Raw genomic sequence first — 25,390 nt, forward strand, 5'->3', positions numbered from 1 at the left:
CCGTAAGGATCAGTCCGACGGTCTTCCCGCGATGCCCCGGACGACGCCCAGGTCCACCAATTCCTGGGGCCGGAGCCGGAGTTGCCCGGCCGTGTGTTGTGCCTGGTCGGGCGGGCGTTTGAGGATCGCGGTGGCCAGTTCCGGCGCGATCACCGAGAAGTACGCGTCCGGGGTCACCCAGGTGCTGCCGGGCGCGGCCGGCGCCAGCGCGCCGCCCGAACCGCCCTCGCCGATGACCAGCGTGGTGACCGGCACAGGTGACTCGGCGACGGCGAGGAACAGCTCGGCGATCGCCGCGCCCGCGCCCGCCCGCTCGGCCGCGTCGCCGCTCGCCGCTCCCGGCGTGTCGACGAGGGTGAGCACCGGGATGCCGAGGCGGCCCGCCAGCCGGAGCAGCCGGGTGGCCGTGCGGTAACCGGCCGGGGTGATTGCCGTGCCGCACTGGGCGGCGTAGGCGATCGTCCGCCCTTCGTGCCCGCGTTCCTGTCCGTGCCCCTGCTCGGGCTTGTACTCGCCGAAACCGCAGAGCATGCCGTCGTCGGTGCCGCCCGCCCGGTCTCCGCGCAGCTCTTCCCGGTACGTGAAGTAGGCGTCCAAGTAGGCGCGGGCGCGCGGTCGTTCGGGGTCCCGGGCGCGCTGGACCGCGTCCCATCCGGTGAGCGGCAGGTCGGTGCGGCCGAGGGGGCGGGGGACCGGTGCGGGGCCGTCGGAGGGCCGGGTCAGCAGGCGCAGCCGCCGGCCGAGCGTGGCACGCAGCGCGTCCGGCGCCACGACCGCGTCGACCGCGCCCGCCCGCAGCTGAGCCTCCGCGGTGTACGCCGCCGGGTCCGCGTCGGGCGGGCGTACACGGGAGCCGGCGAAACCGATCTGCGCCCCCGGAAGGGCGAGCGTCAGGTCGGCGCCCGCGCCCAGGGTGGCCCAGCCGCCCCCTGTCGTCGGATCGCGCACCACGGCGATCTGTGGCAGGCCCGCGGCCCGGGTCAGCGCCGACTGGCGTGCCACGCGCTGGAGTTGGGTGAGTGCGACCATGCCCTCCTGCATCCGGCTGCCGCCCGTGGCGACGACCGGGACCACCGGCAGGCCGTGCGCGCGGGCGTGGACGTGGGCCGCCTCGATGCGGTCGCCCGTCTCCTGGCCGAGGGAGCCGCCGAGATAGCCGAACTCGAAGGCGATGAAGACGGCGGTGGTGCCGTCGATCGCGGCGGTGCCGGTGACGACGGACTCCGTCTCACCGGTCCGCTCGGCCGCGCGCGCCCGCGCGCCGTCGTAGCCGGGCCAGCTCAGCGGGTCGGGGCGGTCCGGCGGGGCGGGCGGCGGGAGTTCGCGGAAGGTGCCGGGGTCGCAGAGCGCGTCCAGGAAGCCGCGCGCGCCCGTGCCGCCGATGCCGGACGTGCCGCCGATGCCGGACGTGCCCGTGCCGTCGGTCCTCGGGTCGGCCCCCGGGTCAGCCATCGGGAAGGGACCGCTTCAGGATTTTGCCCATGTCGTTGCGGGGCAGCGCGTCGAGGTAGTGGACGGTGCGGGGCCGCTTGTGCGGGGACAGGCGCCCGGCGACGTGGTCCGCCAACTCCTCGGCGCCCGGCGGGTTCTGGGCGTCGGCCGGCACGATCCAGGCCACCACCCGCTCGCCGAGGTCGGTGTCGGGGGCGCCCTTGACCGCGGCCTCCTTGACGCCGGGGTGCTCCAGGAGCGCGTTCTCGATCTCGCCCGCGCCGATCTTGTAGCCGCCGCTCTTGATCAGGTCGGTGGCCTTGCGGCCGATGATCCGGACATAGCCGTCGGGGTCGCGCACGGCCATGTCGCCCGTACGGAACCAGCCGCCTGGCGCGAACGCGCCCGCCGTGGCGTCGGGCCGGTTCAGGTACTCCAGGAACAGGTTGGGTCCGCGTACCTGGATCTCGCCGACGGCCTCGGGGTCGCCGGAGGGGACCTCGGTCGTGCCGTCGTCCTCCGCGAGGCGCAGCTCGACGCCCGGCAGCGGCACGCCGACGGTGCCGGGCCGCGGGTCGCCGTCCGCCCGGACGCTCGTGTTCATCAGCGTCTCCGTCATGCCGTACCGCTCGACGACGCGCTGCCCCGTGGCGGCGGTGATCCGCTCGTGGTCGTGGACCGGCAGCGCCGCCGAACCTGAGACGAGGAGGCGGGCCGAGGACAGGGCCTTCGCGAGCGCCGGGTCGGTGGGCAGCGCCTCCGCGATGCGGTGGTACATCGTGGGTACGCCGAACAGCATCGTCGCCCCGGACGCCAGTTCGCGGGTCACGCCGTCGGTGTCGAACCGTCCCAGGTGCCGCACCGAGCCGCCCCGGCGCAGCGGGCCGATGATGCCCAGGATCAGGCCGTGGACGTGGAACAGCGGCAGCCCGTGCACGAGGGTGTCCCGGTCCGTCCACTGCCAGGCGTCCCGCAGGGCGTCGAGCGTGGAGGAGACGGCGCGGCGTGGGAGGACGGCGCCCTTGGGCGGGCCGGTGGTGCCGGAGGTGTAGACGACGAAGGCGGGCGTGTCGGGGTCGTCGGGCTCGACGGGAAGCACGGCCGGCGGTCCCGGATCCACGCGTACGTCGATGTCGATACGGGCCAACGCGGCGAGTGCGGGCGGGAGTTCGGTGCCCGGCGCCGCCAGGACCGCGTCGGGGGCGCTGTCCGCCACGATGTGGCCCAGCTCGCTGTCGCCCGACTTCGGGTTGACCGGGACGGCGGCGACTCCGGCGAGCAGTGCCGCGACCACGCCGACCGCGGTCTCCAGGGTCGGCGTCGCCCACACGGCGACCCGCGCCGAGCCGTCGAGCCGGGACGCCAGAGGGGCGGCGGCCGAGGCCAGTTCGCCGTAGGTCAGGGCGCGGTCGCCGAAGCGCAGGGCCGGGCGGTCGGGGGTGTCGGCCAGGGCCGGGAGGAGTCGGGGCACGTGAACACTCCTAGGATTGGTTCAGTGGCTGAGCCAATCCGAGCGTGCCGTCTGGCAGCCGTCCACGTCAAGGACGTACGCTGCCGGGCACATGACGTGGCACGAACAGGGCGAGAAAGGGCCGGCATGAGCGACGCACTGCGGCCGATGACGGCGCGCCCGCGCCTGTACGAGCAGGTGCTCGACCGGCTGCGTACGTACGTCGCGGAGGGCGGCCTGCGCGCTGGTGACCGGCTGCCGACCGAGCGCGATCTCGCGGCGCGGCTCGGGGTCAGCCGGGCCTCGGTGAAGCAGGCCATCGTCGTCCTGGAGGTGCAGGGCCTGGTGGAGGCGCGGCACGGCGGCGGCACGTATCTCATGCGCGACAGCCTGGACAGTGTCGAGGTCGAGCCGGTGGAGAGCCTCGTCGCCCGCAAGAAGCGGCTGCCCGACGTCCTGGAGGCGCGCGAGGCGCTGGAGACGAAGCTGGCCGAGCTGGCGGCGGAGCGCCGCACGGAGGCCGACCTGGCCGCGCTGCGCTCGGCGCTCGACCACATGGCGGGCGACATCGACGCGGGCGGGCTCGGCATCGAGGGAGACCGGCTGTTCCATGCGGCGGTGACCGCGGCCGCGCACAGCGTGCTCCTCGCGGAGTTCATGCGGGAGATCGACGAGCCGATCGCGGAGTCCCGCACGGAGTCGCTGCGCCAGCCGCGCCGGCCCGGGCGTTCGCTCGCCCAGCACCGGGCGATCCTCGACGCGATCGAGGCGGGGCAGGGGCGCGGCGCGGCGGCGGCCATGCGCAGGCACGTCCGTTCGGTGGCCAAGGTGCGGCTCCTGGAGTGGGATCCGGACGCCGCGGAGGCGTGACGCGCGGGGCGGCTCGGCGGAGGCGCGGAGCGTGCGGCTCGGCCGTGGCGCGAATCGCGAATTCCGCTTAATTTCGATTACCTGGCTGAGTGTGCGCCGAATTCCGGGGCACCCGGAGGTGCGTAACGACGTTCTGCAAAGCGACCTGCAAGGGGTGTGGACCATGTCGGCTTACGGTAATCAGCCTGCTGCTTCTTCCGGCTCCCGGACGAATGGCCTCGCGATAGCCGGACTTGTCTGCGGCATCGTCGGACTGTTCTTCCTCAGCTTCGTCCTGGGCCCGCTCGCGATCATCTTCGGTGCGCTCGCGCTGCGCCAGAAGACGGCCAAGGGCGGCACCGGAATGGCGAAGGCGGGTCTCATCCTGGGCATCGTCGACGTGATCCTCTTCATCGTGATGATAATTGTCGCGGCCAACGGTGGATTCAGCTGGTACGTCGGCGGGTGACGCTGGCTGCCGTCCGGGGAAACCGGTCTATTCCTCGGCGGGGGAATGCGCGTACTGCGCATTCCCCCGCCGAGGTTTTTCGGTGACGACGCGATGGGGCACGGCCGGATTCCGAGGGACGGCCTCGTCGCGTTAGCCTCGTGGCACGGTCGTGCGGCGTCCGGGAATGGCCCGCGGTGGAGCGCGACGGGCCCGTACGTCCCTGGAGGAGTAACCCCGTATGACCCGCATAGCCCTCGTCACCTGCCGGCCCGCGCCCCACATCAGCGTCGACCACGATCTGCCGTTGCTCGCGGCGGAGCTGGAGCGGGCGGGGGCCGAGGCCGTCATCGCGTACTGGGACGATCCCGAGGTCGACTGGGCGTCGTACGACCTCGCTGTCATCCGGTCGACGTGGGACTACAGCTGGCGGCGCGACGAGTTCCTGGAGTGGGCCGCGCGCTGTGCGGCCGTCACCCGGCTCGCCAACCCCGTCGACGTGCTCCGCTGGAACACCGACAAGCGCTACCTCGGCGACCTGGCCCGCGCGGGCGTGCCCACCGTGCCGACGTCGTACGTCGCCCCCGGCGAGGCGCCCGCGCTGCCCGCCGACACGGAGTACGTGATCAAGCCGACCTCCGGCGCGGGCTCCCGGTACGCCGCCCGCTACACCCCCGCCGAACGGGACGTCGCCCTGCGCCACCTGGCCCGGATGCACGCCGAGGGGCTGACCGCCATGGTGCAGCCGTACGTCGCGGGGATCGACGTCAGCGGGGAGCGGGCCGTGCTGTTCTACGGCGGGGCCTTTCTGCACTCCATACGCAAGGGCGCCGTACTCGCCCCCGGTGTCGCCTACGACGAGCGCAAGGTCGCCCACCCGGCGCTGGAGCCGTGGCAGCCGACCGAGGCCGAACTCGCCGTGGCAGCAGCCGCGTTGGCCCTCGTGCCGGGCGGCGCCGAGCAACTCCTGTACGCACGTGTCGACCTGGTCGACGGTGCGGACGGGCAGCCCTGCGTCATGGAGCTGGAACTCGTCGAGCCGAACCTGTTCCTCAACACGGTGCACCCGGGGTCGGTGGGTACGGTCGCGGAGGCGATCCTGAAGGCGGCGGGCTGACCCCACGGGGAACCGCTTTACGCGGCCGCCAGTTCACACCAAACGTACTTGCCCCGGTTGCCTTCGTTGTCCAGTCGATGCCAGCCCCACTCATCGGCACATGCCCGGACCAGCACCAGGCCCCGCCCTTCCTCCGCCTCGGTGTCCCACGCGCCCGCGCCGGGTGGGTCGGGCGGTTCCGGGGCGGTGTCCCAGGCCCCGATGCGCAGCACCCCGACCGCCCACCGCACTCTCAGCGCCGCCGGGCCCTTGGTGTGTCGTACGGCGTTGCCCACCAACTCCGCGGCGAGCAGTTCCACCACGTCTACCAGGCGGATCAGGCCGTGCATGGTGAGGATCAGACGCAGGGTGCGGCGGCTGACCGTCACCGCGCGGAGGTCGTTCGGGATGTAGAGGGAGTACTCCCAGGGTTCTTTGTCGGGCATGCGTCGGCTCCGTTCGGTGGGGGAGGTGTGGGTCGCGGGGCGGTGGCATGCCGCGTCTGTCATGGCTGGACGGAGCGGTGCGCTTCCGGGGTCCCGGGAATTCGCAGAGTGTGCGTCGTGTCACCGACGGTAGACCTAACTTTTTAAGTCCTGCAAGTGGGTCGCGTAACATGACCCCGAACGAGGCATGCCAGTCAGCAGGTTGAGGGGTCGTAGTGGCGCTCAGGAGCGAACCGACGGCTCGTCAGACCCGCCTGGCGACCGAGTTGCGCAGACTGCGCCTGGCGGCCGGCCTGACCTCCCGCGAAGCGGCGGCCCTGCTCGGGGTGGGTTCCGCGCAGATCAGCCAGATCGAGTCCGCCCTCACGGGTGTGAGTGAGAAGCGGCTGCGGCTCCTCGCGTCCCATTACGTCTGTACGGACGAGCAGTTGATCTCCGCGCTGGCCGCGATGGCCAACGATCGGACGCGGGGCTGGTGGGAGGAGTACCGAGGGCTGCTTCCCACGTCATTCATGGACGTCGCTGAGCTGGAGCACCACGCCACGCGGCGGCGCGACGTCGAGTTCCTGCTCATTCCGGGGCTGCTCCAGACGGACGACTACGCACGCGCAATCTTCTCCTCACGCATCCCTGCAATACCGGCGGAGCAACTGGAGTTGCGCGTGCAGCACCGTATGCGGCGCAAAGCGATTCTGGAGCGCCCGACGCCCGTCCCTTACGACGCCGTGATTCATGAGGCGGCACTTCGCATTCGGGTCGGTGACCGGGCTGCCGCGCGAGCTCAGTTGAGGCGAGTGCTCGAGGCGTCTGAGGCGGACCACATCAGCCTGCGTGTCATCCCGTTTGACCTTGACGGTTTCGGCGGGACCTGGAGCACGATGATGCTGGCGGACGGAGCCGATTCCCGGCTGGACACTGCGGTTCGGGACGCTCCTCATGGCGTCACGTTCATCGATTGTGAAGCTCAACTCGGGGTTTTTCGGGCCCTCTTCCGTAAGGTAGAAGCAGTGGCGCTCGAACCTGAACGTTCCCGTGACTTCATCCACGCATTGGCGAAGGAACTGTGAGGTACACCATGGCCCGCTCCTACATCTGGCGAAAGTCGTCTTACTCCGGTGGCGGAGACGGCAACAACTGCGTGGAGATCGCCGCCCAACCTACTCGCGTAGAAATCCGCGACTCGAAGACCCCGGACGGCGGGATCCTGGCCGTCCCGCGCAGTGTCTTCGCCGCATTCATCGCGGACCTCGCCGTCACACCTCCTGCCAGCGCTGCAACAACCCCCATGTGAACTCCGCCCTCACCTGGCGCGGTGTGCCCGAGACGTCGTCCGGGGCCGTGAATTCCAGGCCCCAGCGGGTGGGGGCCGAGCCCTCCAAGGGGCGGGCCGGGGAGAAGGCGCGGGCCGCTTCGTCGACCGTGCAGGACCACGGGGTCAGGTCGGCCAGGGTGCGGAGGGGTGGGGCCGGGGTGCCCGGGGTGCGGATCAGCCATTCGTTCCAGACCGCGCCCGTGGGGGACAGGAGGACCTCGAAGCGGAGGTCCGGCCAGAGCGGGACCGGCCAGAGCAGGGCCTCGCACTCCAGGTCGCCGATCTTGCGGAGCAGCTTGCGCTCCGGGGTGCCCAGGATCGAGCGGTAGCGGGACACCGCCGAGCGGCCACCGCGGGCGTGGAGCATCGCCTGCCAGCGGCGGTTCGCCTCCCGCATGTCGGCCACGGAGACGCCCAGGTCGGCGCGGGCGGTCTCCACCAGCTCCGGGTTGTGGTCGGCCATGCGGCGGAGCAGCACGAGCTGGAAGTGGAGCGGCGTGAAGGGTTCGGCGGGGCCGGGGGATGTGGGGCGTGACATGTCTCCCATGGTCGCGCACAGAGGCTGACCCGGCCCGGGGGGCGGCGGCGAGCGGTCAGGGGGCGGGGCGCCGGGGCTGGTCCAGTTGTTCGAGGAGTCGTTCGTGCTCGTCCTCGGGGAGCTGTTCGCCGGACGACGGCAGCAGTTGCGGGATGCCGTCGACGATCGGGTAGCGGCGGTGCAGACGCGGGTTGTAGAGCGCGGCCCCGTCGGGGAGGAGCAGCAGCGGCCCCTTGTCGAGCGGGCAGGCGAGGATGCGCAGCAGCGGGTCGTCAGGGCTCATGAAGGGAGCAACTTCCGGGAGAGGTGGCGGGCCGGGGGTGAGGAACGCGGGGGCGGGGCGTCACGTCTTTCGGGCGTGCAGGAGAAGGATCGACGCGAGCGACGGAGCCGCGCAGGCGACGCGGTCCAGCGGCCGCAGCGGGCGCGGCACTCCGTGGAACGGCGCCCCCGTCACCCGTACGATCTCGAAACCGGCGGCGGCGACGAACGCGCACAGCGCCCGCCGCGTGTAGAGGCGCAGATGGCCCACCACCTCGGTGCCGGGGCGGCCGTGGATCGCGCGCAGGCTCACCTCGGAGAAGACGGGCTGCACACCGGCCAGGAGCAGAGCGCGGTTGTACCAGGCGGCCAGGTTCGGGGTGGACAGCATCAGATGGCCTCCCGGGCGCAGCACCCTGCGGAGTTCGTCGAGCGCGGTGTCGGGGTCCACGAGGTGCTCGATCACCTCGGACAGCAGCACCGCGTCGGCCGCGGAGTCCCTGAACGGGAGCCCGTGGTCCGTGAGTTCACCTCGTACGACTTCGGGCACGCGGATCGCGGCGCGGCGCAGTGCGTTCTGGGACCAGTCGACGCCGATCAGGTGGTGGCCGGGCAGCCGGCGGGCCGTGATGGCCGCCGCGCTGCCGTCGCCGCAGCCCACGTCGAGGACGGTGGCCCGGCGGGTGCCGGTGAGCGCGGCCGCCAGGATCCGGGTCTGGCGCAGGGTACGGGGGGTGCCGGAGGCCACCGGGGCGGATGGGTTCTCGTAGAAGTCGCGTAGGGCGGGCCGGGTGGATGTCATGGTGCCTCCTCCTGTGTCGTCTGGAGGTGGTGTGCGAACAGGTCACGCAGGTGCGCCCCGTCGCCGTCGCCGAGGAGCGTGCGCGACCAGCGCAGCGCCAGGTGCAGACGGCCCGCCGTGGACGCCGTCGTGACGCTGAGGCCTCGCGGCATGCGGGCCGGCGCCGAGAACCAGACGGCTTGCGCCCGGCCGCCGTCGCCGAAGTCCAGCGGGTACGGGACGCGGCCGACGTTGCTGAGCAGCGTCGTCGACGTCCACGGGGCGGCTGCCCTGCGCAGGGTGCGGGTGGCGGCGGCGCGCCAGGCCACGGGGGCGTAGGGCGTCGTCAACAGGGTTGTGTTGTAGCCCAGTTGAGGTAGCGGGGTGGACTTGAGGGCTGTGGTGCGGGTGGCTGTGAGGTGGAGGAGGGTGGGGGTGGGCTGCTTCAACTCCGATGCGGTGAAGGGGACTTCTACCAGGCGGGTGCCGTTGCCCATGGGCATCGTCGCGTCCCGGGGGCGGTCGTCCACCGGCATCGTGATGCGCAGAGGGTGGTGGGGGTGGCGGGAGCGGTGGTCGCCTTGTTCCTTGTTCCAGGCCGCGATCGTGCGGGCCGTGGCCACCATGAGCTGGTCGTTCACCGTGTACGGGGCGCTCTTGGGGCGGCGCGGTACCGGGAGGTCGCAGAGGAGGAGGCCGTTGCCGGGGCGATCCTGACCGGGGGTGCCCGGGGCGATCCTTGCCGGGCGGGCCCAGGGGGCGGGCAGATCGGACGGGGCCGGTCGGCGTGGGGGCGGGGGTGGTGCGGGTGGTGGGGAGTTGTCCCGGTCGCCGTAGAGGTGCGCTGTCGTTGCGAGTACGCGCAGGCCGGACGGGGCGTCGAGTGCCGTGTGGTTGATGGTGAGGAAGAGGACGGTGTTGCCGGTCTCGGGGTGGGGGACGGATTCCAGGCGGAGTGGTGGGGCGGTGGTCAAGGGCGGGGGCTGGGTCAGGGCGCGGGTGCGGGCCTCTTCCAGCGCGTTCGGGGTTGGGGCGGGGAACGACACGGGGGCTTTGTCGGGGGTGTTCGTCAGCTCCCATGTGTAGCGGCACGTGTACCAGTGGCGGGGGGCCTCGCGGATGAGTATGCGGGGGTGGTGGGTCAGGGCCCGGGTGAAGGATTCGGTCAGTCTGGGCGGGTCCAGGTGGCCGGTTAGGTGGACCTCTATGTGGACGGTTTCGGGTTCGTTGGGGTGGAGGCAATGGCGGGAGATTTCGTCGACTGTCGGGAAGGGGGTTGTCATGGGTGGGGCCGCTCGTCCGGAGTGGGGTGGGGGGTTGGCGTGGAGGACTCGGGGCTCTGCCCCGGACCCCGCTCCTCAATTGCCGGAGGGGCTTGGATGTGGGTTGTCACCAGTGCCGCGAACAACCCCGTCAGCGCCAGCACCTGCGCCGGCCCGCTGAACGCCCCCCTTCCGTCGAGTGGCGGGGCGCCCGCCGCCGTCGCGGCTACCGCTCCCGCCGCTGTCATCGTGAGGAATGAGAGCGGGACCAGGAGGGCGGGGCGTTTCCAGGCTATGAGGGCCAGGGCCGGGATCAGGGCTGCCCAGTAGCCCGCTATCGCGATGCCGATGAGGGTGAGGGCGGCCGTGCCGAGGATCCAGCCGGGGGGTGGGGGCGGTGCGGGGGCGTTCGCGGGGTCGGGTGGGGTGCGGCGCCACAGGGCCAGGGCGATGAGTGTCAGGAGGGCCGCGCCGCTCACGAGCAGGCCCACGTCGTAGGTGGTGGCGGGCCGGTAGGAGAGTTCGACCGTGCCGAACGTACCCGCCGGGATCAGCCACGCCTGTTGCCAGCCGTCCAGGCGCAGGGAGGTGAGTTTCTCGCCGTTGAGGGTGGCCTGCCAGCCGGCATTGGCGTTCTCGTACGTCGTCAGATACGTGGCCTCGCCCGTGCCCACCTGGACCGTGCGGCGGTCGCCGAGCCAGTCCAGGACCGTGAGGTCGCGGGTGGTGGGGACCGCGTCCGTGTCGGTTCCGGCGCGGGTGAGGGTGATCCGCGTGGGGGCCAGTGCTCCGCCGCTGTCCGTGCTGAGGGTGTGCGGGCCCGCGGCGAGCGTGAGGGGGTCGCAGAGGGTCAGGGCGACCGGGCGGCGTTGGGTCAGGTCCGCGAGGGTGCCCCTGGCCGAGGTGCGGTGGCGGGTGCCGTCGATGGTGACCGTCGGGCCCTTGCCGCAGGGGAGGCTGAACTTTCGTTCGGGTGCGGGCCGGCGCACCCGGTACTTGTCGAGTGCGGGGAGGTAGGCCTCGGTCAGGCCCACCGGGAGCCGGAGGTCCTCGTCCGCGACCGGGTTGTGGAGCGTGAGCGGGGCGGTGGCGGTGACGGTGACGTCCAGGCGGTCGGTGGTGATCGGGTCGAAGCGGGCCACGCCGTTCTCGTCGACGTTCGTGATCGCGGCGCCGTTCGGAGAGCTGATCTCGATCTTCTCCGGGCGGGTGGACAGTCCGCCGGCCGCGGGGAGCACGAGCGTGGAGACGCGTCGCTTGCCCGGCCAGCGCAGGTGGATCGTGGGGTCGGGGCCCGCGATCCAGGCCGTGGTCAGATCACCGTCGGTGAGGTTGCGCGCCGAGATGTTGCTGCCGAGGCGGGCCGTGGAGTCGGCGGTGACCGTGATCTTGCGGCGCTGGTCGGGGGCGACCGAGTAGAGCAGTGAGTCGAGGGCGGCCGTGGGGGTGGGGAGCGCCGTCGCCTCGAAGGTGTAGCGGGAGGTGCCGGTCGTCGTGAAGGCGCGGTTCAGGGCGGGTTCGAAGTCGGTGAGGGTGAGGGAGCCGTCGCCTGTCGCGCGGCGGAAGGTGAACTGGTCCGAGTGGACTGAATCCGCGGGGAGTTGGAGCACTCGGCTCGCCCGGACACCGGGGATGGTGATGTCGGAGAAGCCCGCGCCGGTGAGCCAGGGGCGGGTGGCCTGGGTGTCCAGGAGCGTCACGCGAAGCCAACTCGCCACTCCCTCGGGGGCTTTGACACGTTGCGAGGTGCCGTTCGGTAGGAGGTCGGCCGTCGTGCTGCCCTTGTCCGTCTCGATACGGATGCGGGTGGGCGCCGCCCGTACCTGTTCCTGCGGGAGCGGAGTCAGCTGGACCGTGGCGGGGATCGGTGTGGGGCGGGCGAAGTCGATACGGATCCATTCGCCGTTCGCCGAGTCCGAGGCGCCCTCGGCCCACGCCGTGTCCGGGTCACCGTCGAAGGCGTTCACCGGGTCGAACTGGGGGAGGTACAGCAGCCAGTTGCCGCTGGACGAGGCGGAGACCGCGCGGGCTCCTTCGATGCGGGCCGTCGTCTGATGGGCGGGGCCCCGCGTCGGGAGGATCTGTTTCGGTTCCTCGCCCGAGTTCTGCTCGGCCTCGGGGCTGTTGCGTTCCGTCGGGGTGTACACATACGACGTGTTGGTGTTGACCAGGCCGAACCGGGTGTCCGCGCGGCGCAGTCCGTCAACTGCCGTGCCCAGAGCGGGCGTTCCTACTCCGGGGTGGTGGTCGCCGGTGAGGACCGTGGGGCGGTCGCGGAACGACGGCTCGGAGGAGAGCGGGAGGAGGGCCTCGGGGCCGCCGCTGACCTCCGCCGTCGCGCGGGCCGGGAGCAGTTCCGCCTGGCCGGGGCGGCGGGTGCCGGTGTCGGGCGCGTAGATCTCGACCGCCTGCGGGCGCGGGAAGAGGCCCTCGACCTGGACCGGGGTGTTCTCGGCGATCCGGCCGCCGGTGACGGGCGGGCCGAAGGCGGTGACGCGGTGGAAGCCGGACTCGGTCAGCGTGCGTGTGACGGTGGCCGTGGGAACGTAGCCGAACTGGTCCGGGTCCAGGTCGTTGCGGACGACCACGTAGTAGAGGCCGCTGCGGCTCAAGTAGTCCTGCAAGCCCGGCACTTGAATGCCTGACATGAGAGCCTGCTCGATCGCGTCCAGGGTGCGGCGGTTGCCCGCCGTGCCGAACGGGACGAAGTCGCGCTGCGCCCAGCGGGAGTCCGCGAGGACGTCGAGCGGCTGGTCGATGGGGGAGCCCCAGGTGTAGATGCCGTGCGCGGTGGCGGGCACGACGAGGGCGCGCGAGTCGGGGGAGTACGTGCGCAGCCAGTCAGCCGTCGACTGCCAGTACGCGGGCAGCTTCTTGAAGGGGCCCGGCTGGAGGATCGAACCGTTCAGGTAGGGCCAGGCGAGGCCCGGCAGGATCAGAACCGCCACCAGGAGGGGCGCATACCTGCGTCCGCGCAGGGGGCGGGTGCCGCGGGGCTCGGGGGCGACGCCCACGAGGTGCGCGAGGCCCAGGACCAGTGCGAGGGCGAGGCCCGTCTGGAACTTGTAGATGTTGCGGAACGGGGCCAGGGGGCCGTCCAGCCAGGACTGGACCGTGTCGTGGAAGGGGGCGCCGAGCGCACCCCCGTACCCGGCGAGGGTGAAGAGGGCCGCCGCCATCACGGTCAGCAGCAGCCAGCGGCGCTCCGGCAGATCGCGGCGGGCGAGCCCCGCGAGGCCGAACGCGGCGGCCAGGGCCGAGCAGACGATCACGACGACGGAGGTCGCCACGGTCCACCCGGCGGGCAGCCAGGCCTCGCCCAGATGCAGATAGGCGACCCAGTTGCCGGCGCCGCGCAGGGTCTCCGTCGCCGCCATCGTGTCGGTCGTGGTCCGCGCGTTCTCCACGTAGGGCAGGAAGTTCTCGCCGTACACGCCGAGCAGCAGCAACGGGATCGTCCACCACAGCGTCGCCAGGACCACCGAGGGGAACCACCAGGAGATCTGCCGCCGCTTGCGGGGCGACGGCGGCCGGGAGAGGAGGTAGAGGCCCACCGGGAGGAGCGAGGCGAGGGTCGCCGCCGCGTTCACGCCACCCATGAAAGGGACGAGCAGCGCCGAGTGGACCGCTGAAATACGCGGTGACTTGCGGGAGTTGGTCAGCGGGAGCAGGACCCAGGGCAGGAGCGCGCCGGGCAGCACCGCCGCCGAGGTCGAGCCGATGACGATGGTGTACGTGGGCCACAGCGCGTAGGCCACCGCGCCGAGCAGCCGGCCGCTCGGGGAGCCGATGCGGAGCCGCTCCATGAGCCGCAGGGCGCCCCAGAACGCGGCCGTCACGACGAGGGACAGCCACAGCCGTTCGGCCAGCCACACCGGCAGCCGCACGAGGTCGGCGAGGCCGTAGTAGGGCAGCATCGGGAACGCGTAGCCGATGTACTGGTCCGCGAGCCCGCCGAACCCGGCGCGGTCGTGCCACAGCTGTCCGAGGTCCTCGATGAACCGCCACGGGTCGAGCGCGACGCCGAGCTTCGTCTCGAACGTCATCCGGCCCGGACGCACCGCGCAGAACGCGACGAACAGCACGGCCCAGAAGGACAGCAGCCAGCGGCGCGAACACGGGCCCGGCTCGGGGTCCGGGCTCGTCGGCGCGGCGGGTGGGGCCTGGACCATGGTCGTCACGGGGGACACCGCCTGAGGATGAGGAGGAGGTTCCAGGTGGCGAACTCGCGCACCCCGGGCACCCGCGCGACGGCCTCGGTGAGGAAGGGCCAGTAGCGGGAGCGCGCCGAGACGAGCGCCACGTCGTCACGGGCCCGCACATGGCGCAGCGTCGGCCCGACGTGGTGGGCGAAGAGGTTCTCGCCGAGCGTGTGCTTGGGCGCCCGGCCCGTCCGCCGCCGGTAGCGGGCCTGCGCCCGGCCGGCGCCCAGGTAGTGCCAGGGCGCCCACTCGTGGCCGCCCCACGGGGAGAACCAGTTGGTGAACGAGACGTAGATCAGGCCGCCGGGCCGGGTGACCCGGACGAGTTCGCCGAGGAACGTGTCGCGGTCGGCGACGTGCTCCAGGACGTTCGAGGAGAACGTGACGTCCGCCGACGCGTCGGCGAGCGGCAGCAGATAGCCGTCGGCCAGCACGGCGGAGGCCGGGGGAGCGGGTCCCAGCTCCCGGGCGTCCGGCTCGAAGAGGTAGCCGTGGGCGCCGCGCGCGCGGAACTCACGGGTGAAGTGACCGCTGCCGCCGCCGACATCGACGACGACCTTGCCCGCGACCTTCCCGTACGCCTCGACCTGGTCGGCGGCGTCCCGGGCGAGCAGCGCGTAGCAGCTCTCGGGGTCGCGCCGCTCGCGCAGGAAGGCCCGCAGGAGTGTGAGGGACCTGGTCGGCGACGGGTCCCTGAACCCGGCCGCGGTCATGGCGCCCGGCTTCCGAGGGGCCCCGGCCCTCTGGCGGCTTCCGCGGCGACCGCCCGGAACCGGCGTACCGTGTGCGCCCACCGGTAGCCGGCGGCGCGTTCCTCGGCCGCCTTGCCCATCAGTTCGCGGCGGCGCGTGGACAGGGCGAGCGTGCACCAGGCCGCCGCGAACGACGACGCTCCGTGGGCGAGCAGACCCGTGACGCCGTCCTCGATCGAGTCGCGGACACCGGGCACGTCGAAGCCGAGCGCGGGCGTGCCGCGTACCGCCGCCTCCATGACGACCAGGCCCCACCCCTCGACGGCCGAGGGGTGCAGCAGCAGCCATGCCTCGCACAGCAGGCGGTGCTTCTCGGCCTCGGAGACATGGCCGGTGAACTCGACGGCGCGGCCCGCGAGTTGGCGTAGGCGCGGGCCTTCCGGGCCGTCGCCCACGATCAGCAGGCGGCCGCCCGTCACCGGCCGCACCCGCTCCCACAGGCGAAGGAGCAGATCGATCCGCTTGTACTCGACCAGGCGGCCCACGGCCAGGAACAGGGGCTCGGGCGACCGGTCGGCGCGCGGTCCCGGCTCCTCGACGCCGGTCGTGACGAGGCGGATACGGCCCGGGTCCACGCCGATGGCGTGCAGCGCGCTCGCCGTCGACGGTGAGACGGCGACGAGCAGACCGCCCCGCTGGGCGCCGGACAGCGCCCACTGCTCGAGTCTTCGCCCGGCGTGGGCCGCGGGCGCCCATGGTCCGCGCAGGCGCATCCGCCACAGGTCCGTGTGGACGTGGTTGACCAGGCAGAGCGTGGGGCCGCGGTGCCAGAGGGGGGCCAGGTACGGCATGCCGTTGCAGACCTCCACCAGCAGGTCGCAGGCGCCTATCCGGCGGGCGAACGCCGAGCGGGCGCGCAGGTAGTGGGTGGTCCGGCCGCCCGCCGACACGACCCGGTAGTCCCGCAGGGCTCCGTGCCCGGCCGGCCCGCCGCACAGCAGCGTCACCTGATGGCCCAGCTCCGTCAGCCCCGCGGCCAGCCGGTCGACGAGCATCTCGGAGCCGCCCGCGGCCGGGTTGCCGAGGTCGCGGTGGGCGAGGAAGACGATGCGGCGCGGCCGTACGGGACCGGCCGCGTGAGGCCCCGCGCCGCGCGGATCCGCGGTGTGCGCATCCGCGTTGCGCAGCGACGATGGCACGTGCTGGGGCATGGGTGCTCCAACTCGTCTCGAGGTGGTCGGGTCGGTGCGCAAGGTGGGGTGGGACAGTTTTCGCCCCGCTGTTCGACGCGGCTACTCACCTGAGTGATAAGTTTTGCCGCCCGCGCAGCTGACGTACCGTCACATTGCGGACGTTTTCGCGGCCGTCGGGGACGAAGCGGGATCAGGGCACCCCGGCCCGTCCGGCTTCCGCCGGCCACCCCTGCCCCAGAACACCAGGAAGGCGCCCACCGCCACCAGGAGCGCACCCAGTGCACCCGCCCCGAGGGGCAGCGTCGTGCCGATCAGCGTGAGGCGGTCGTTGTCGTCCCGGGCCAGTGCCACCTGTGCGCGCTGTGTGGCCGGGGTGAACGCGATCCTCTCGCTGTCCAGGAGCACCGCCGCGTCCTTCGTCGTCCCCGGCGCGCGCAGCGTCTTGCGGGGCCCGGTCGCCGCGTACACGATCCGGCCCGTGCGCTGGTCGGCGACCAGCTCGACGCGGTGGTTGGCGTACCACTCCTCGGCCAGGACCCAGCCCCTCTTCGGCTGTCCCACGATGCGGCCCGGCACCAGGCGCGAGCCGGTCCTGGCGGGCGCGACGGCGCCGGTGAACCAGTAGCCCCCGTACCCCTGGACCTTCGTCGTACCGCTGAAGCGGAGCGGGATCGTCGCGCCCAGCGTGCTGTCCCACCAGGTGTAGGTGCGCTTCTGTACGCCGAAGGGGAACTTCAGGTAGGCCTCGCCCTCGAACGCCGGCCGCTCGCCGCAGCAGTGCACCGGGGCGTTGGTCGCGCGGTCGGTGACCCAGCGCTCCTCGGTCCACTGCAGCGCGTTGTGCGGATCGGCGGCGGGCAGCGTGGCGTCCGAGTCGACGGACGTCGTCACGTCCCACACCGCCCGGCCGCTCCGCTCGCTCTCGGCCACGTCGCCGCGGGCCCGCCGGGTGATCGTCAGGCGCTGGTCGCGGACCGTTCCGCCCTCGGCCGTGTCGAAGTAGCTGCCGGTCCCGGTGAGCACGGTCGTCGCGTCGACGTCGATGCCGGTGCGTTCGGCGCGCGGCTCCACGTACCACGCGAGCAGGCCCGCGAGGACGAGCAGGAACGTGCCGAGACCTACGCAGACGAAGGGAATCCTCGACGGCTTCATGGGCCGGGAACCGTAGACGCTCACTTGACGGGGTGTCAATCTGCTCTCAAAAATGGGGACTTGGCGGGACACGTAAGGTGGGCGGCGACCTCGGCACTCCGCATACGGCACGGACGAGAGGCTGACCCTGCGATGAACCGACTGCTCGCCGCCGCGCTGTCCGCGGCCGCCGGGGCGGCGCTCGCCTTCGCTGCGTCCTTCGGTGTGCTCGCGCTGATCAACGCGACACCGGACCAGCCGAACACACCGCTGGTGACGTACGAGACGCCGGGCGGGGCGCCCCGGCCCGCCGAGGACATCCCCCAGGACATCCCCGACGAGATGCGCCGCGAGCCGGGGCCCTGACATCCGACCGCCCTGGCCTGCGCTTTTCCCGACCCCATTGCCCGGTCAACCCCCCTGTGCGTAGCCTATGTTCGTCATACCGACCGTCTGTTGAAATATCGAACATAGAAGGGGGCCGGTCGTGGGACGCCTCGTACCCGCAGTGACCCGGGCTCTGGACATACTGGAGCTCTTCCTGGACGGGGACGGCACGCTGTCCGCCCCCGACATCGTCCGCAAGCTACAGCTGCCACGCACCACGGTCCACGAGCTGGTGACCACGCTCGCCGCCCGCTCGTACATCGTGCAGGTCCCGTCCCAGCCCGGCCGCTACCGCCTCGGGGTGCGCCCCTACCAGCTCGGCAGCCGGTACGCGGAGCAGCTCGACCTCGCCGCCGAGGGCCAGCAGGTCGCCCGTACCGTCGCCGAGACCTGCGACGAGACGGTCCACGTGGCGATCCTGGAGGGCGCGGACGTCATCTACATCGCCAAGGTCGACTCCACGCACGCCGTGCGCATGGTCTCCGCCGCGGGCCGCAAGCTGCCCGCGCACTGCACCTCGGTCGGCAAGATGCTCCTCGCCTCCCTGCCCGAGAACGAACTGGCCGCGCGTGTCCCGGCCGACGCCGAGCTGACCGGCATGACGGAGAACAGCATCACGGACCCGGCCGCGCTCCACGCGCACCTGGCCGACATCAGGCGGCGCGGCATCGCCGTCGAGAGCCGGGAGTCGAACACGGACGTGTCGTGCGTCGCCGCCCCCGTACGCGACCGCACCAACCGGGTCGTCGCCGCGCTCTCCATCTCCGTACCGATGATCCGCTGGACCGACGCCCGCGAGGACGAGCTGGCACAGCTCGCCGCGAAGGGCGCGGCCGATCTGTCGGAGCGGCTCGGCCACCGGGGGACGGCATGAGCGCCTCCAAGGTCCTCAGGGCGGAGGTCGCGGTACGGGAGGCGGCGGAGCTCGGCGAGGGGCCGACCTGGGACGCGGCCACGGGCCGGCTGATCTGGGTGGACATCCTCGGCTCCCGCGTGCACACGTACGAGCCGGACGGCGGCCGTCGCACAGTGCTGGCCACCGAGCAGCACGTGGGCGCCGCGAAGCCGCGGGCCGACGGCGGCCTCGTCGTCAACCTCCGTGACGGTGTGGGCAGTTACTCGCCCGAGGGTGCTTTCAGCTGGCTGCACCGCGAACCGGTACCCGGCCGGCGCGGGAACGACGCGGCCGTCGCCCCCGACGGCGCGCTGTGGGCGGGCTCGATGACGTACGACGAGACGCCCGGCGGCGGCAACCTGATCCGCCTCGCCCCGGACGGCTCGGTGACGACCGTCCTCGACGACGTCACCGTCTCCAACGGCACCGGCTGGAGCCCCGACGGCACACTCATGTACTACGTCGACACCGCGACGCGGCGCATCGATGTCTTCGACGTGGACGGCGAACGGGTGGCGGGGCGACGGGAGTTGGCGACCATCGAGGAGGGTGCCGGGTTCCCCGACGGGCTGACCGTCGACGCCGGGGGCTGCGTCTGGGTGGCCCTCTGGGACGGCGCGGCCCTGCGCCGCTACACCCCGTCCGGCGCGCTCGACCGCACTGTCCCGCTCCCCGTCCAACGCCCTACGGCGTGCGCGTTCGGGGGCCCGGACCTGACCGACCTGTACGTCTCGACGGCCCGCGTGGGCCTGAACTCCCCGCATCCGCTGGCGGGTTCCCTGCTGGTCCTGCCCGGTGTGGGGCGCGGCATCGCCCAGCCTGCCTTCGCCGGCTGAGCGCACAGCCCTGCCGGGCGGTCTGCTGTCGTCTGTGGACCCGGTGGGGGTTGCTCGCGCAGTTCCCCGCGCCCCTGTAAAGACATTCGTCTGCGGGTTCGGTGGGGGCTGGTCGCGCAGTTCCCCGCGCCCCTGAGATGCGCACCGCGTGCGCCATCTCAGAGGGCGCGTGAAGCGCGCCGCCCTGGGGCTGCGGCGAAGCCGCATGCTCCAGGGGCGCGGGGAACTGCGCGCGCAACCACGGACAAGCCGCACTCGCGACCGCTCATCAACATGGCAGCCGCGAGGGCGGCTTTTTCCATGGGCCAAGCCGATATTTCGGCGCGACCCATTGACGTCGAAGCGCTTCGAACCTACGGTCCCGTTCGAAGTTACGAGCAAGAGCCGAAATCTCGAACAGCCATCTCGCACAGCCACTTCAAACGTAAGGGCAGGGCATGGGACGACCTGGCCTGAGTCGCAGGCAACTTCTCGCCACAGCAGGCGGGTTGACCGTCGCCGGAAGCTTCGGCTTCGCGGCGCTCGGGACCGGGGCCGACGCGCTCGCCTCCGGAGCCGACACCCGCGTGCGCTACTGGAACCTTTTCAGCGGCGGCGACGGCTACAACATGATCGCGATGCTGGACGCCTTCCGGAAGGCGAACCCGGGCATCGACGTGAAGGACTCCACCCTCCAGTGGGGCAGCCCCTTCTACACCAAGCTCGCCATGGCGGCGGCCGGCAACCGCGCCCCGGACCTCGGCGTCATGCACCTGGGCCGGGTCACCGGCTTCTCCCCGGGCCGTCTGCTCGACCCCTGGGACGTCGGCCTGCTCACCAAGTACGGCGTCAGGGAAGCGGACTTCAACCCGGAGCTGTGGAAACGCGCCGTCATCGACGGCAAGCTCTACGCCCTGCCCCTCGACATCCACGTACAGCTCAGCTTCTACCGCAAGGACGTGCTGAAGAAGGCCGACCTGCTCGGCGACGACGGCCGGATCGTGCCCGTCACATCGACCGGTGAATGGTTCGACCTGCTGAAGAAGGCGAAGAAGGCCACGAAGAAGGGCTTGCAGACGCTCGGCCTGCACGCCAACGACCAGAATTTCATGTGGTGGTTCTTCGTCGCGTTCTACACCCAGCTCGGCGGCACCTACTTCGACGCCGCCAACACCGAGGTCACCTTCGACACCGGCAAGGCGACCCAGGTCCTGGAGTTCCTGCGGCAGCACGTCACCGACGGGTACTCCATCGAGGGCGCCGCCGACGGCGAACAGTTCATCAACGGCGCGCCGTTCACCTGGGAGGGCAACTGGTCGGTGCCGGTCTTCTCCGGCGCGAAGCTGGAGTACGGCGCGACCCCGCTGCCGCCCGTCTTCGGCAAGCAGGCCACGCACGCGGAGTCGCACTCGTTCGTGCTGCCGCACCAGTCGGACCGCGGCGGCGCCGCCAACGAGGCCGCGCACCAGCTCGCCGCCTACGTCGTCAAGCACGCCCAGCAGTGGGCGGCCGGCGGCCACATCCCCGCCTACACGCCGACCCTCTCCACGGATGCGTACAAGAAGCTCGCCCCGCAGAACGAGTACGTGTCGGCCATGGACCACCAGGCCACCGAGCCGAAGGTGTGGTTCGCGGGCTCCACCGGCGTCCTCGCCCAGCGCGTCGGCCCGATCGTCGTCTCCTCGACCATGGGCTCCGCGAAGCCGGAGGCCGCCGCCCGCCGTATGAAGAGCGCGCTCAGCCAGCTCCTCGCCATGAAGAACCCCATGGACGGCAAGACCGCCGCGCAGGGAGGTGCCGTCGCATGACGACGACCAGCGCCGAGACCGTCATCGCTCCGCCGCGCGCGCGAAGCGCCGCCGCGCCCGGCGCCGCCGCCCGCCGGAAGGAGGGCTTCCAGCACGGCGGCTGGTTCGTGGCCCCGTTCCTCCTCCTGTTCGCCCTCTTCGTGATCTGGCCGCTGCTGCGCGGCGTCTACCTCAGCTTCACCGACGCCAACATCTCCGGTGACAGCCCCGGCTTCGTCGGCCTCGACAACTACCGCGAGGCCCTCCAGGACCCGCTGATGTGGGACGCGCTCGGCCACAGCGCGTACTTCACGCTCCTGGTCGTGCCCTGCATCACCGTCCTCGCCTTCCTCCTCGCGATGCTGGCCCACCACATCGAGCGCGGGAAATGGCTGTGGCGGCTCTGCTTCTTCATGCCGTTCCTGCTGCCGTCCACCGTCGCGGGCAACTTGTGGCAGTGGCTGTTCAACCCCGGCACCGGCATGATCAACCATGTCTTCGGCATCGAGACACCCTGGCTGACCGACAAGTCGTACGCCATGCTCGCCGTCGTCATCACGACCCTGTGGTGGACGGTCGGCTTCAGCTTCCTGCTCTACCTCGCCGCCCTCCAGGGCATCCCCGCCCACCTCTACGAGGCCGCCAAGCTGGACGGCGCGAACGCCTGGCACCGCATGGTCCACATCACGCTGCCCATGCTGCGCAACATCACCGGCCTCGTCATCGCCCTGCAGATCCTCGCCTCGCTCCAGGTCTTCGACCAGGCCGTCACGATCATGGACTTCACGCCGGGCCCGGAGGAATCGACCCGCACCTTCGTGCAGTACACCCTCGAAGAGGGCTTCACCAGCTATCGCGTGGGCTACGCCTCCGCCATCTCCATCATCTTCTTCGTGATCATCGCGGCCGTCGCCCTCGGGCGGATGTGGCTGCTGCGCAACCGTGAGGAGGGCGCGCGATGAGCGGCACGCAAGCACCACTGCGGCTGAAGCCCCGCAGCACCTGGACACCCAGTCAGATCGTCCTGTCCCTGCTCGGGGCCGCCGTCTCCGCGGTGTTCCTGGCGCCGCTGGCCTGGGCGCTGTTCACCTCGCTCAAGTCGGAGACCGAGGCGGTCGAGGTGCCGCCGCACTGGCTGCCCGAGGACTGGACGGGCCAGGCGTGGAAGGCGCTCTTCGAGACCGGCAACATCACCAACTGGTTCGTGAACTCCCTCGTCGTCTCCGTCTGTGTGACGACCGTGGTGCTGTGCGTCGCCGCGCTCGCCGGATACGGCTTCGCCCGCACCGAGTTCCGCGGCAAGAACGTCCTGATGGGCGTCGTGATGGCGGGCCTGATGATCTCGCCCGCCGTCCTCGGTGTCCCTCTCTTCACCACGGTCCAGCAGATGGGCATGGTGGACACCTACTGGGGCATGATCCTGCCCCAGTGCGCCCCCGCGGCCATGGTCTACATCCTCTACAAGTTCTTCCAGGGCATCCCGCGCGAACTGGAGGAGGCCGCGTTCATCGACGGTGCGGGCCGCTGGCGGATCTTCTTCACCATCGTCGTCCCGCTCGCCCGCCCCTCCCTCGCGGCGGTCGGCATCTTCACCTTCATCGCGTCGTGGAACAACTTCCTGTGGCCGTACATGGTCACCAACAACCCCGACCTGATGACCATGCCGAACGGCATCGCGACCGTCATGAACTCCTACGGCATCCAGTGGGCCCAGCTCATGGCCGGCGGCCTGATGGCGGGCCTGCCGCTGATCATCGTCTTCGTCTTCTTCCAGCGGCAGATCGTGGCGGGCGTCGCCCACACGGGATTGGCGGGCCAATGACCGTACGCAGACCGCTCGCGGCCCTCGCCGCCGCCGCCCTCCTCGCGCTCCTCCCCAACACAGCTCAGGCCGCGGCCAGTTACCCCGACCCGCAGCCGATCACCGGCCAGCAGATCATCCACGACCCGACCGTCATCAAGCTCCGGGACGGCCGCTACGTCGCCTACTCGACCGGCGGTGTCATCGGCGCCCGCGTCTCGAAGGACCGCAAGCAGTGGGACGACGCGGGCAACGCCTTCGCCACCCCGCCGAGCTGGTGGTACGAGTACAACGACACCGGCGACCCCTGGGCCCCCGACATCTCCTACCGCGCCGGCACGTACTGGCTCTACTACGCGGTCTCGTCCTGGGGCACGAACCACTCGGCGATCGGCGTCGCGACCTCCCCGTCCGGCCTGCCCGGCACCTGGACCGACCACGGCAAGGTCTTCACGTCCGACACCACGGACACCTGGAACGCCATCGACCCGGGCCTCGTCCGCGCCGACGGCAGGCTGTGGATGTCCTTCGGCTCCTACTGGACCGGCATCCGCATGGTCGAACTGGACCCGCGCACCGGCAAGGCCCGCACGGACGCCCCGGTCCACCACCTGGCGACCCGCCCCGACGCCCCGTACGCGGTCGAGGGCCCCGCGGTCGTCAAGCACGGCCGCTACTACTACCTCCTCGCCTCGTACGACGCCTGCTGCTCCGGCGTGAACTCGACATACAAGATCCGCGTCGGCCGCTCCACGTCGGTCACCGGCCCGTACACCGACAGGGACGGCACACCGCTGCTCGAAGGCGGCGGCACGCTGCTCCTGGCCGGCCACGGCCGGTTCATCGGCACCGGCGGCGAGACCGTCTTCCGCGACAAGGGCCGCGACGTGCTCGCGTACCACTACTACGACGCCGAGGACGCGGGCACGCCCAAGCTGGGCCTGAACGAACTGAGCTGGGGCCGGGACGGCTGGCCCAGAGTCCTCTAGAGGCGCGGGGAACCGCGCGACCAGCCACTCACCACCGTAAGAGCCTGTCTTTAAGACGAAAGGCATATTTTGCGTACCGCTCGCTTCACCCTCGACCCCGCGTTCACGGTCGGCGAGGTCAACCCCCGCCTCTTCGGCTCCTTCGTCGAGCACCTGGGCCGCTGCGTCTACACCGGCATCCACGAGCCGGACCACCCGGCGGCGGACGAGTCGGGCCTGCGCACCGACGTCCTCGACCTGGTCCGCGAACTGGGCGTCACGGCGATCCGCTACCCCGGCGGCAACTTCGTCTCCGGCTACAAGTGGGAGGACTCGGTCGGTCCGGTCGAGGACCGTCCGCGCCGCCTCGACCTGGCCTGGCGCACGACCGAGTCGAACCGCTTCGGCCTCTCCGAGTACATCGCGTTCCTGAAGAAGGTCGGCCCGCAGGCCGAGCCGATGATGGCGGTGAACCTGGGCACGCGCGGCGTCGCCGAGGCCATCGAACTCCAGGAGTACGCCAACCACCCCTCCGGTACGGCCCTTTCGGACCTGCGGGTGGAACACGGCGACAAGGACCCCTTCGGCATCAGGCTGTGGTGCCTGGGCAACGAGATGGACGGTCCCTGGCAGACCGGCCACAAGACGGCCGAGGAGTACGGGCGGATCGCCGCCGAGACGGCCCGCGCCATGCGCCAGATCGACAAGGACATCGAACTCGTCGCCTGCGGCAGCTCGGGCCAGTCCATGGAGACGTTCGCCGAGTGGGAGGCGAAGGTCCTGGCCGAGACGTACGACCTCGTCGACCACATATCGCTGCACGCCTACTACGAGGAGCACGACGGCGACCGCGACTCCTTCCTCGCCTCCGCGGTGGACATGGAGTCCTTCATCGAGAACGTCGTCGCGACCTGCGACCACGTGGGCGCCCGCCTGAAGTCGCCGAAGAAGATCAACCTCTCCTTCGACGAGTGGAACGTCTGGTACATGTCCCGCACCGAGGCCCAGGTCTCGGCCCTCGACTGGCCCGAGGCCCCGCGCCTCCTGGAGGACGTCTACTCGGTCACCGACGCGGTCGTCTTCGGCTCGCTCCTCATCGCCCTGCTGCGCCACGCGGACCGCGTCACCGTCGCCTGCCTCGCTCAGCTGGTCAACGTCATCGCCCCGATCATGACCGAGCCCGGCGGTCCGGCCTGGCGCCAGACGACGTTCTTCCCGTTCGCGCAGGCCGCGAAGTACGGCCGCGGTGAAGTCCTGGACGTCCGCGTCTCCGGCCCGACGTACGACACGAAGCGGCACGGCACCGCGGACCTCCTGCACGCGACCGCCGTCCGCGCGGAGGACGGCACGGTCACGGTCTTCGCGGTCAACCGCAGCCAGACGGAGGCGCTGCCGCTCGAAGTCGCTTTGCACGGACTGGAGTTGAGCGAGGTCGTCGAACACTCGGTCCTCGCCGACGCCGACCCGGACGCTCGCAACACGCTGGACGATCCGGAGCGGGTGGCACCGCACGCGGCCGCCGCGGGCACGACCGTCACGGACGGCACCCTGCGCTCGTCCCTGGAACCCCTCTCCTGGAACGTGATCCGGCTGGCATGAGCCCGTCTGCCGCCCCCGCCTGCCTGGACGCGGGCGGGGGCGGTGC

Annotated in this window: 24 protein-coding genes; 13 read left to right on the top strand and 11 right to left on the bottom strand. The window is 71.5% G+C overall.

What is annotated here, in order from left to right; all coding sequences use genetic code 11:
- Nucleotides 1–9 precede the first annotated feature (9 nt).
- Entirely contained in the window at nucleotides 10–1,452 is a 1,443-nt protein-coding gene (locus ABD366_RS39565; RefSeq protein ID WP_324773138.1) for a carboxyl transferase domain-containing protein, read from the bottom strand.
- Nucleotides 1,445–2,902 (bottom strand): acyl-CoA synthetase, encoded by a 1,458-nt coding sequence (locus ABD366_RS39570; protein ID WP_324773140.1) that lies wholly within the window; start codon nucleotides 2,900–2,902, stop codon nucleotides 1,445–1,447. The genes ABD366_RS39565 and ABD366_RS39570 overlap by 8 nt, the downstream gene beginning before the upstream one ends.
- A gap of 126 nt (nucleotides 2,903–3,028) precedes the next feature.
- On the opposite strand from ABD366_RS39570, the gene ABD366_RS39575 reads away from it, so the two are divergent.
- The 3 genes from ABD366_RS39575 (at nucleotide 3,029) to ABD366_RS39585 (ending at nucleotide 5,295) form a co-directional block, all read left to right on the top strand.
- On the top strand, nucleotides 3,029–3,751 hold the full coding sequence (locus ABD366_RS39575; RefSeq protein WP_324773142.1) for a FadR/GntR family transcriptional regulator: 723 nt from the start codon (nucleotides 3,029–3,031) through the stop codon (nucleotides 3,749–3,751).
- Nucleotides 3,752–3,914: 163 nt separating this feature from the next.
- Entirely contained in the window at nucleotides 3,915–4,199 is a 285-nt protein-coding gene (locus tag ABD366_RS39580; protein WP_324773191.1) for a DUF4190 domain-containing protein, read from the top strand.
- A 220-nt stretch (nucleotides 4,200–4,419) separates the two neighbouring features.
- On the top strand, nucleotides 4,420–5,295 hold the full coding sequence (locus ABD366_RS39585) for an ATP-grasp domain-containing protein (RefSeq protein WP_324773144.1): 876 nt from the start codon (nucleotides 4,420–4,422) through the stop codon (nucleotides 5,293–5,295).
- Nucleotides 5,296–5,312: 17 nt separating this feature from the next.
- Here the strand turns inward: ABD366_RS39585 and ABD366_RS39590 are convergent, their stop codons facing one another.
- Nucleotides 5,313–5,720 (bottom strand): ATP-binding protein, encoded by a 408-nt coding sequence (locus ABD366_RS39590; RefSeq protein ID WP_324773146.1) that lies wholly within the window; start codon nucleotides 5,718–5,720, stop codon nucleotides 5,313–5,315.
- Between the two features lie 215 nt (nucleotides 5,721–5,935).
- Between ABD366_RS39590 and ABD366_RS39595 the strand changes: the two genes are divergently transcribed.
- Both ABD366_RS39595 and ABD366_RS39600 read left to right on the top strand, forming a co-directional pair.
- Nucleotides 5,936–6,787, top strand: coding sequence for a helix-turn-helix domain-containing protein (locus ABD366_RS39595; protein WP_324773147.1), 852 nt, complete (start codon nucleotides 5,936–5,938; stop codon nucleotides 6,785–6,787).
- 8 nt (nucleotides 6,788–6,795) lie between these two features.
- The gene (locus ABD366_RS39600; RefSeq protein WP_324773193.1) at nucleotides 6,796–7,011 is read left to right on the top strand and encodes a DUF397 domain-containing protein; all 216 of its coding nucleotides are present in this window, start codon (nucleotides 6,796–6,798) and stop codon (nucleotides 7,009–7,011) included.
- Here ABD366_RS39600 and ABD366_RS39605 read toward each other — a convergent pair.
- The 8 genes from ABD366_RS39605 to pgfA all read right to left on the bottom strand — a co-directional run bounded on the left by ABD366_RS39605 (nucleotide 6,974) and on the right by pgfA (nucleotide 17,113).
- Nucleotides 6,974–7,570 carry a hypothetical protein gene (locus ABD366_RS39605; RefSeq protein ID WP_324773149.1) on the bottom strand — a complete coding sequence of 199 codons (597 nt, stop codon included), beginning with the start codon at nucleotides 7,568–7,570 and terminating at the stop codon, nucleotides 6,974–6,976. The genes ABD366_RS39600 and ABD366_RS39605 overlap by 38 nt on opposite strands.
- A gap of 55 nt (nucleotides 7,571–7,625) precedes the next feature.
- Nucleotides 7,626–7,853, bottom strand: coding sequence for a Trm112 family protein (locus tag ABD366_RS39610; protein ID WP_324773151.1), 228 nt, complete (start codon nucleotides 7,851–7,853; stop codon nucleotides 7,626–7,628).
- 60 nt (nucleotides 7,854–7,913) lie between these two features.
- A complete protein-coding gene (locus ABD366_RS39615) occupies nucleotides 7,914–8,633 on the bottom strand; it encodes a class I SAM-dependent methyltransferase (protein ID WP_324773153.1) in 720 nt (239 codons plus the stop codon).
- Nucleotides 8,630–9,895 carry a condensation protein gene (locus ABD366_RS39620; protein ID WP_324773155.1) on the bottom strand — a complete coding sequence of 422 codons (1,266 nt, stop codon included), beginning with the start codon at nucleotides 9,893–9,895 and terminating at the stop codon, nucleotides 8,630–8,632. Before ABD366_RS39620 ends, ABD366_RS39615 begins: the two co-directional genes overlap by 4 nt.
- Nucleotides 9,892–14,055 (bottom strand): alpha-(1->3)-arabinofuranosyltransferase domain-containing protein, encoded by a 4,164-nt coding sequence (locus ABD366_RS39625; protein ID WP_344443432.1) that lies wholly within the window; start codon nucleotides 14,053–14,055, stop codon nucleotides 9,892–9,894. Before ABD366_RS39625 ends, ABD366_RS39620 begins: the two co-directional genes overlap by 4 nt.
- Nucleotides 14,052–14,789: a class I SAM-dependent methyltransferase gene (locus ABD366_RS39630; protein WP_324773157.1), complete on the bottom strand. Its 738-nt coding sequence runs from the start codon at nucleotides 14,787–14,789 to the stop codon at nucleotides 14,052–14,054. Before ABD366_RS39630 ends, ABD366_RS39625 begins: the two co-directional genes overlap by 4 nt.
- Nucleotides 14,786–15,979 carry a glycosyltransferase family 4 protein gene (locus ABD366_RS39635; RefSeq protein ID WP_324773159.1) on the bottom strand — a complete coding sequence of 398 codons (1,194 nt, stop codon included), beginning with the start codon at nucleotides 15,977–15,979 and terminating at the stop codon, nucleotides 14,786–14,788. The genes ABD366_RS39630 and ABD366_RS39635 overlap by 4 nt, the downstream gene beginning before the upstream one ends.
- Nucleotides 15,980–16,108: 129 nt before the next feature.
- Complete coding sequence (gene pgfA, locus ABD366_RS39640; protein WP_324773161.1) at nucleotides 16,109–17,113, bottom strand: cell envelope lipid trafficking protein PgfA; 1,005 nt, start codon at nucleotides 17,111–17,113, stop codon at nucleotides 16,109–16,111.
- 132 nt (nucleotides 17,114–17,245) lie between these two features.
- On the opposite strand from pgfA, the gene ABD366_RS39645 reads away from it, so the two are divergent.
- The 8 genes from ABD366_RS39645 to arfA all read left to right on the top strand — a co-directional run bounded on the left by ABD366_RS39645 (nucleotide 17,246) and on the right by arfA (nucleotide 25,344).
- Nucleotides 17,246–17,458: a hypothetical protein gene (locus tag ABD366_RS39645; RefSeq protein WP_324773197.1), complete on the top strand. Its 213-nt coding sequence runs from the start codon at nucleotides 17,246–17,248 to the stop codon at nucleotides 17,456–17,458.
- Nucleotides 17,459–17,579: 121 nt separating this feature from the next.
- On the top strand, nucleotides 17,580–18,353 hold the full coding sequence (locus tag ABD366_RS39650) for an IclR family transcriptional regulator (RefSeq protein WP_324773163.1): 774 nt from the start codon (nucleotides 17,580–17,582) through the stop codon (nucleotides 18,351–18,353).
- Nucleotides 18,350–19,210, top strand: a complete 861-nt coding sequence (locus ABD366_RS39655; protein WP_324773165.1) for an SMP-30/gluconolactonase/LRE family protein — start codon at nucleotides 18,350–18,352, stop codon at nucleotides 19,208–19,210. Before ABD366_RS39650 ends, ABD366_RS39655 begins: the two co-directional genes overlap by 4 nt.
- 437 nt (nucleotides 19,211–19,647) lie before the next feature.
- Nucleotides 19,648–20,997 (top strand): extracellular solute-binding protein, encoded by a 1,350-nt coding sequence (locus tag ABD366_RS39660; RefSeq protein ID WP_324773166.1) that lies wholly within the window; start codon nucleotides 19,648–19,650, stop codon nucleotides 20,995–20,997.
- On the top strand, nucleotides 20,994–21,938 hold the full coding sequence (locus tag ABD366_RS39665) for a carbohydrate ABC transporter permease (protein WP_324773167.1): 945 nt from the start codon (nucleotides 20,994–20,996) through the stop codon (nucleotides 21,936–21,938). Before ABD366_RS39660 ends, ABD366_RS39665 begins: the two co-directional genes overlap by 4 nt.
- Nucleotides 21,935–22,798, top strand: a complete 864-nt coding sequence (locus ABD366_RS39670; RefSeq protein WP_324773169.1) for a carbohydrate ABC transporter permease — start codon at nucleotides 21,935–21,937, stop codon at nucleotides 22,796–22,798. The genes ABD366_RS39665 and ABD366_RS39670 overlap by 4 nt, the downstream gene beginning before the upstream one ends.
- Nucleotides 22,795–23,766 carry an arabinan endo-1,5-alpha-L-arabinosidase gene (locus tag ABD366_RS39675; protein ID WP_324773171.1) on the top strand — a complete coding sequence of 324 codons (972 nt, stop codon included), beginning with the start codon at nucleotides 22,795–22,797 and terminating at the stop codon, nucleotides 23,764–23,766. Before ABD366_RS39670 ends, ABD366_RS39675 begins: the two co-directional genes overlap by 4 nt.
- A gap of 69 nt (nucleotides 23,767–23,835) precedes the next feature.
- A complete protein-coding gene (gene arfA, locus ABD366_RS39680) occupies nucleotides 23,836–25,344 on the top strand; it encodes an arabinosylfuranosidase ArfA (protein WP_324773173.1) in 1,509 nt (502 codons plus the stop codon).
- Nucleotides 25,345–25,390: the final 46 nt, after the last annotated feature.

This window comes from Streptomyces kunmingensis (assembly GCF_039533535.1).
GTDB lineage: Bacteria > Actinomycetota > Actinomycetes > Streptomycetales > Streptomycetaceae > Streptomyces > Streptomyces kunmingensis.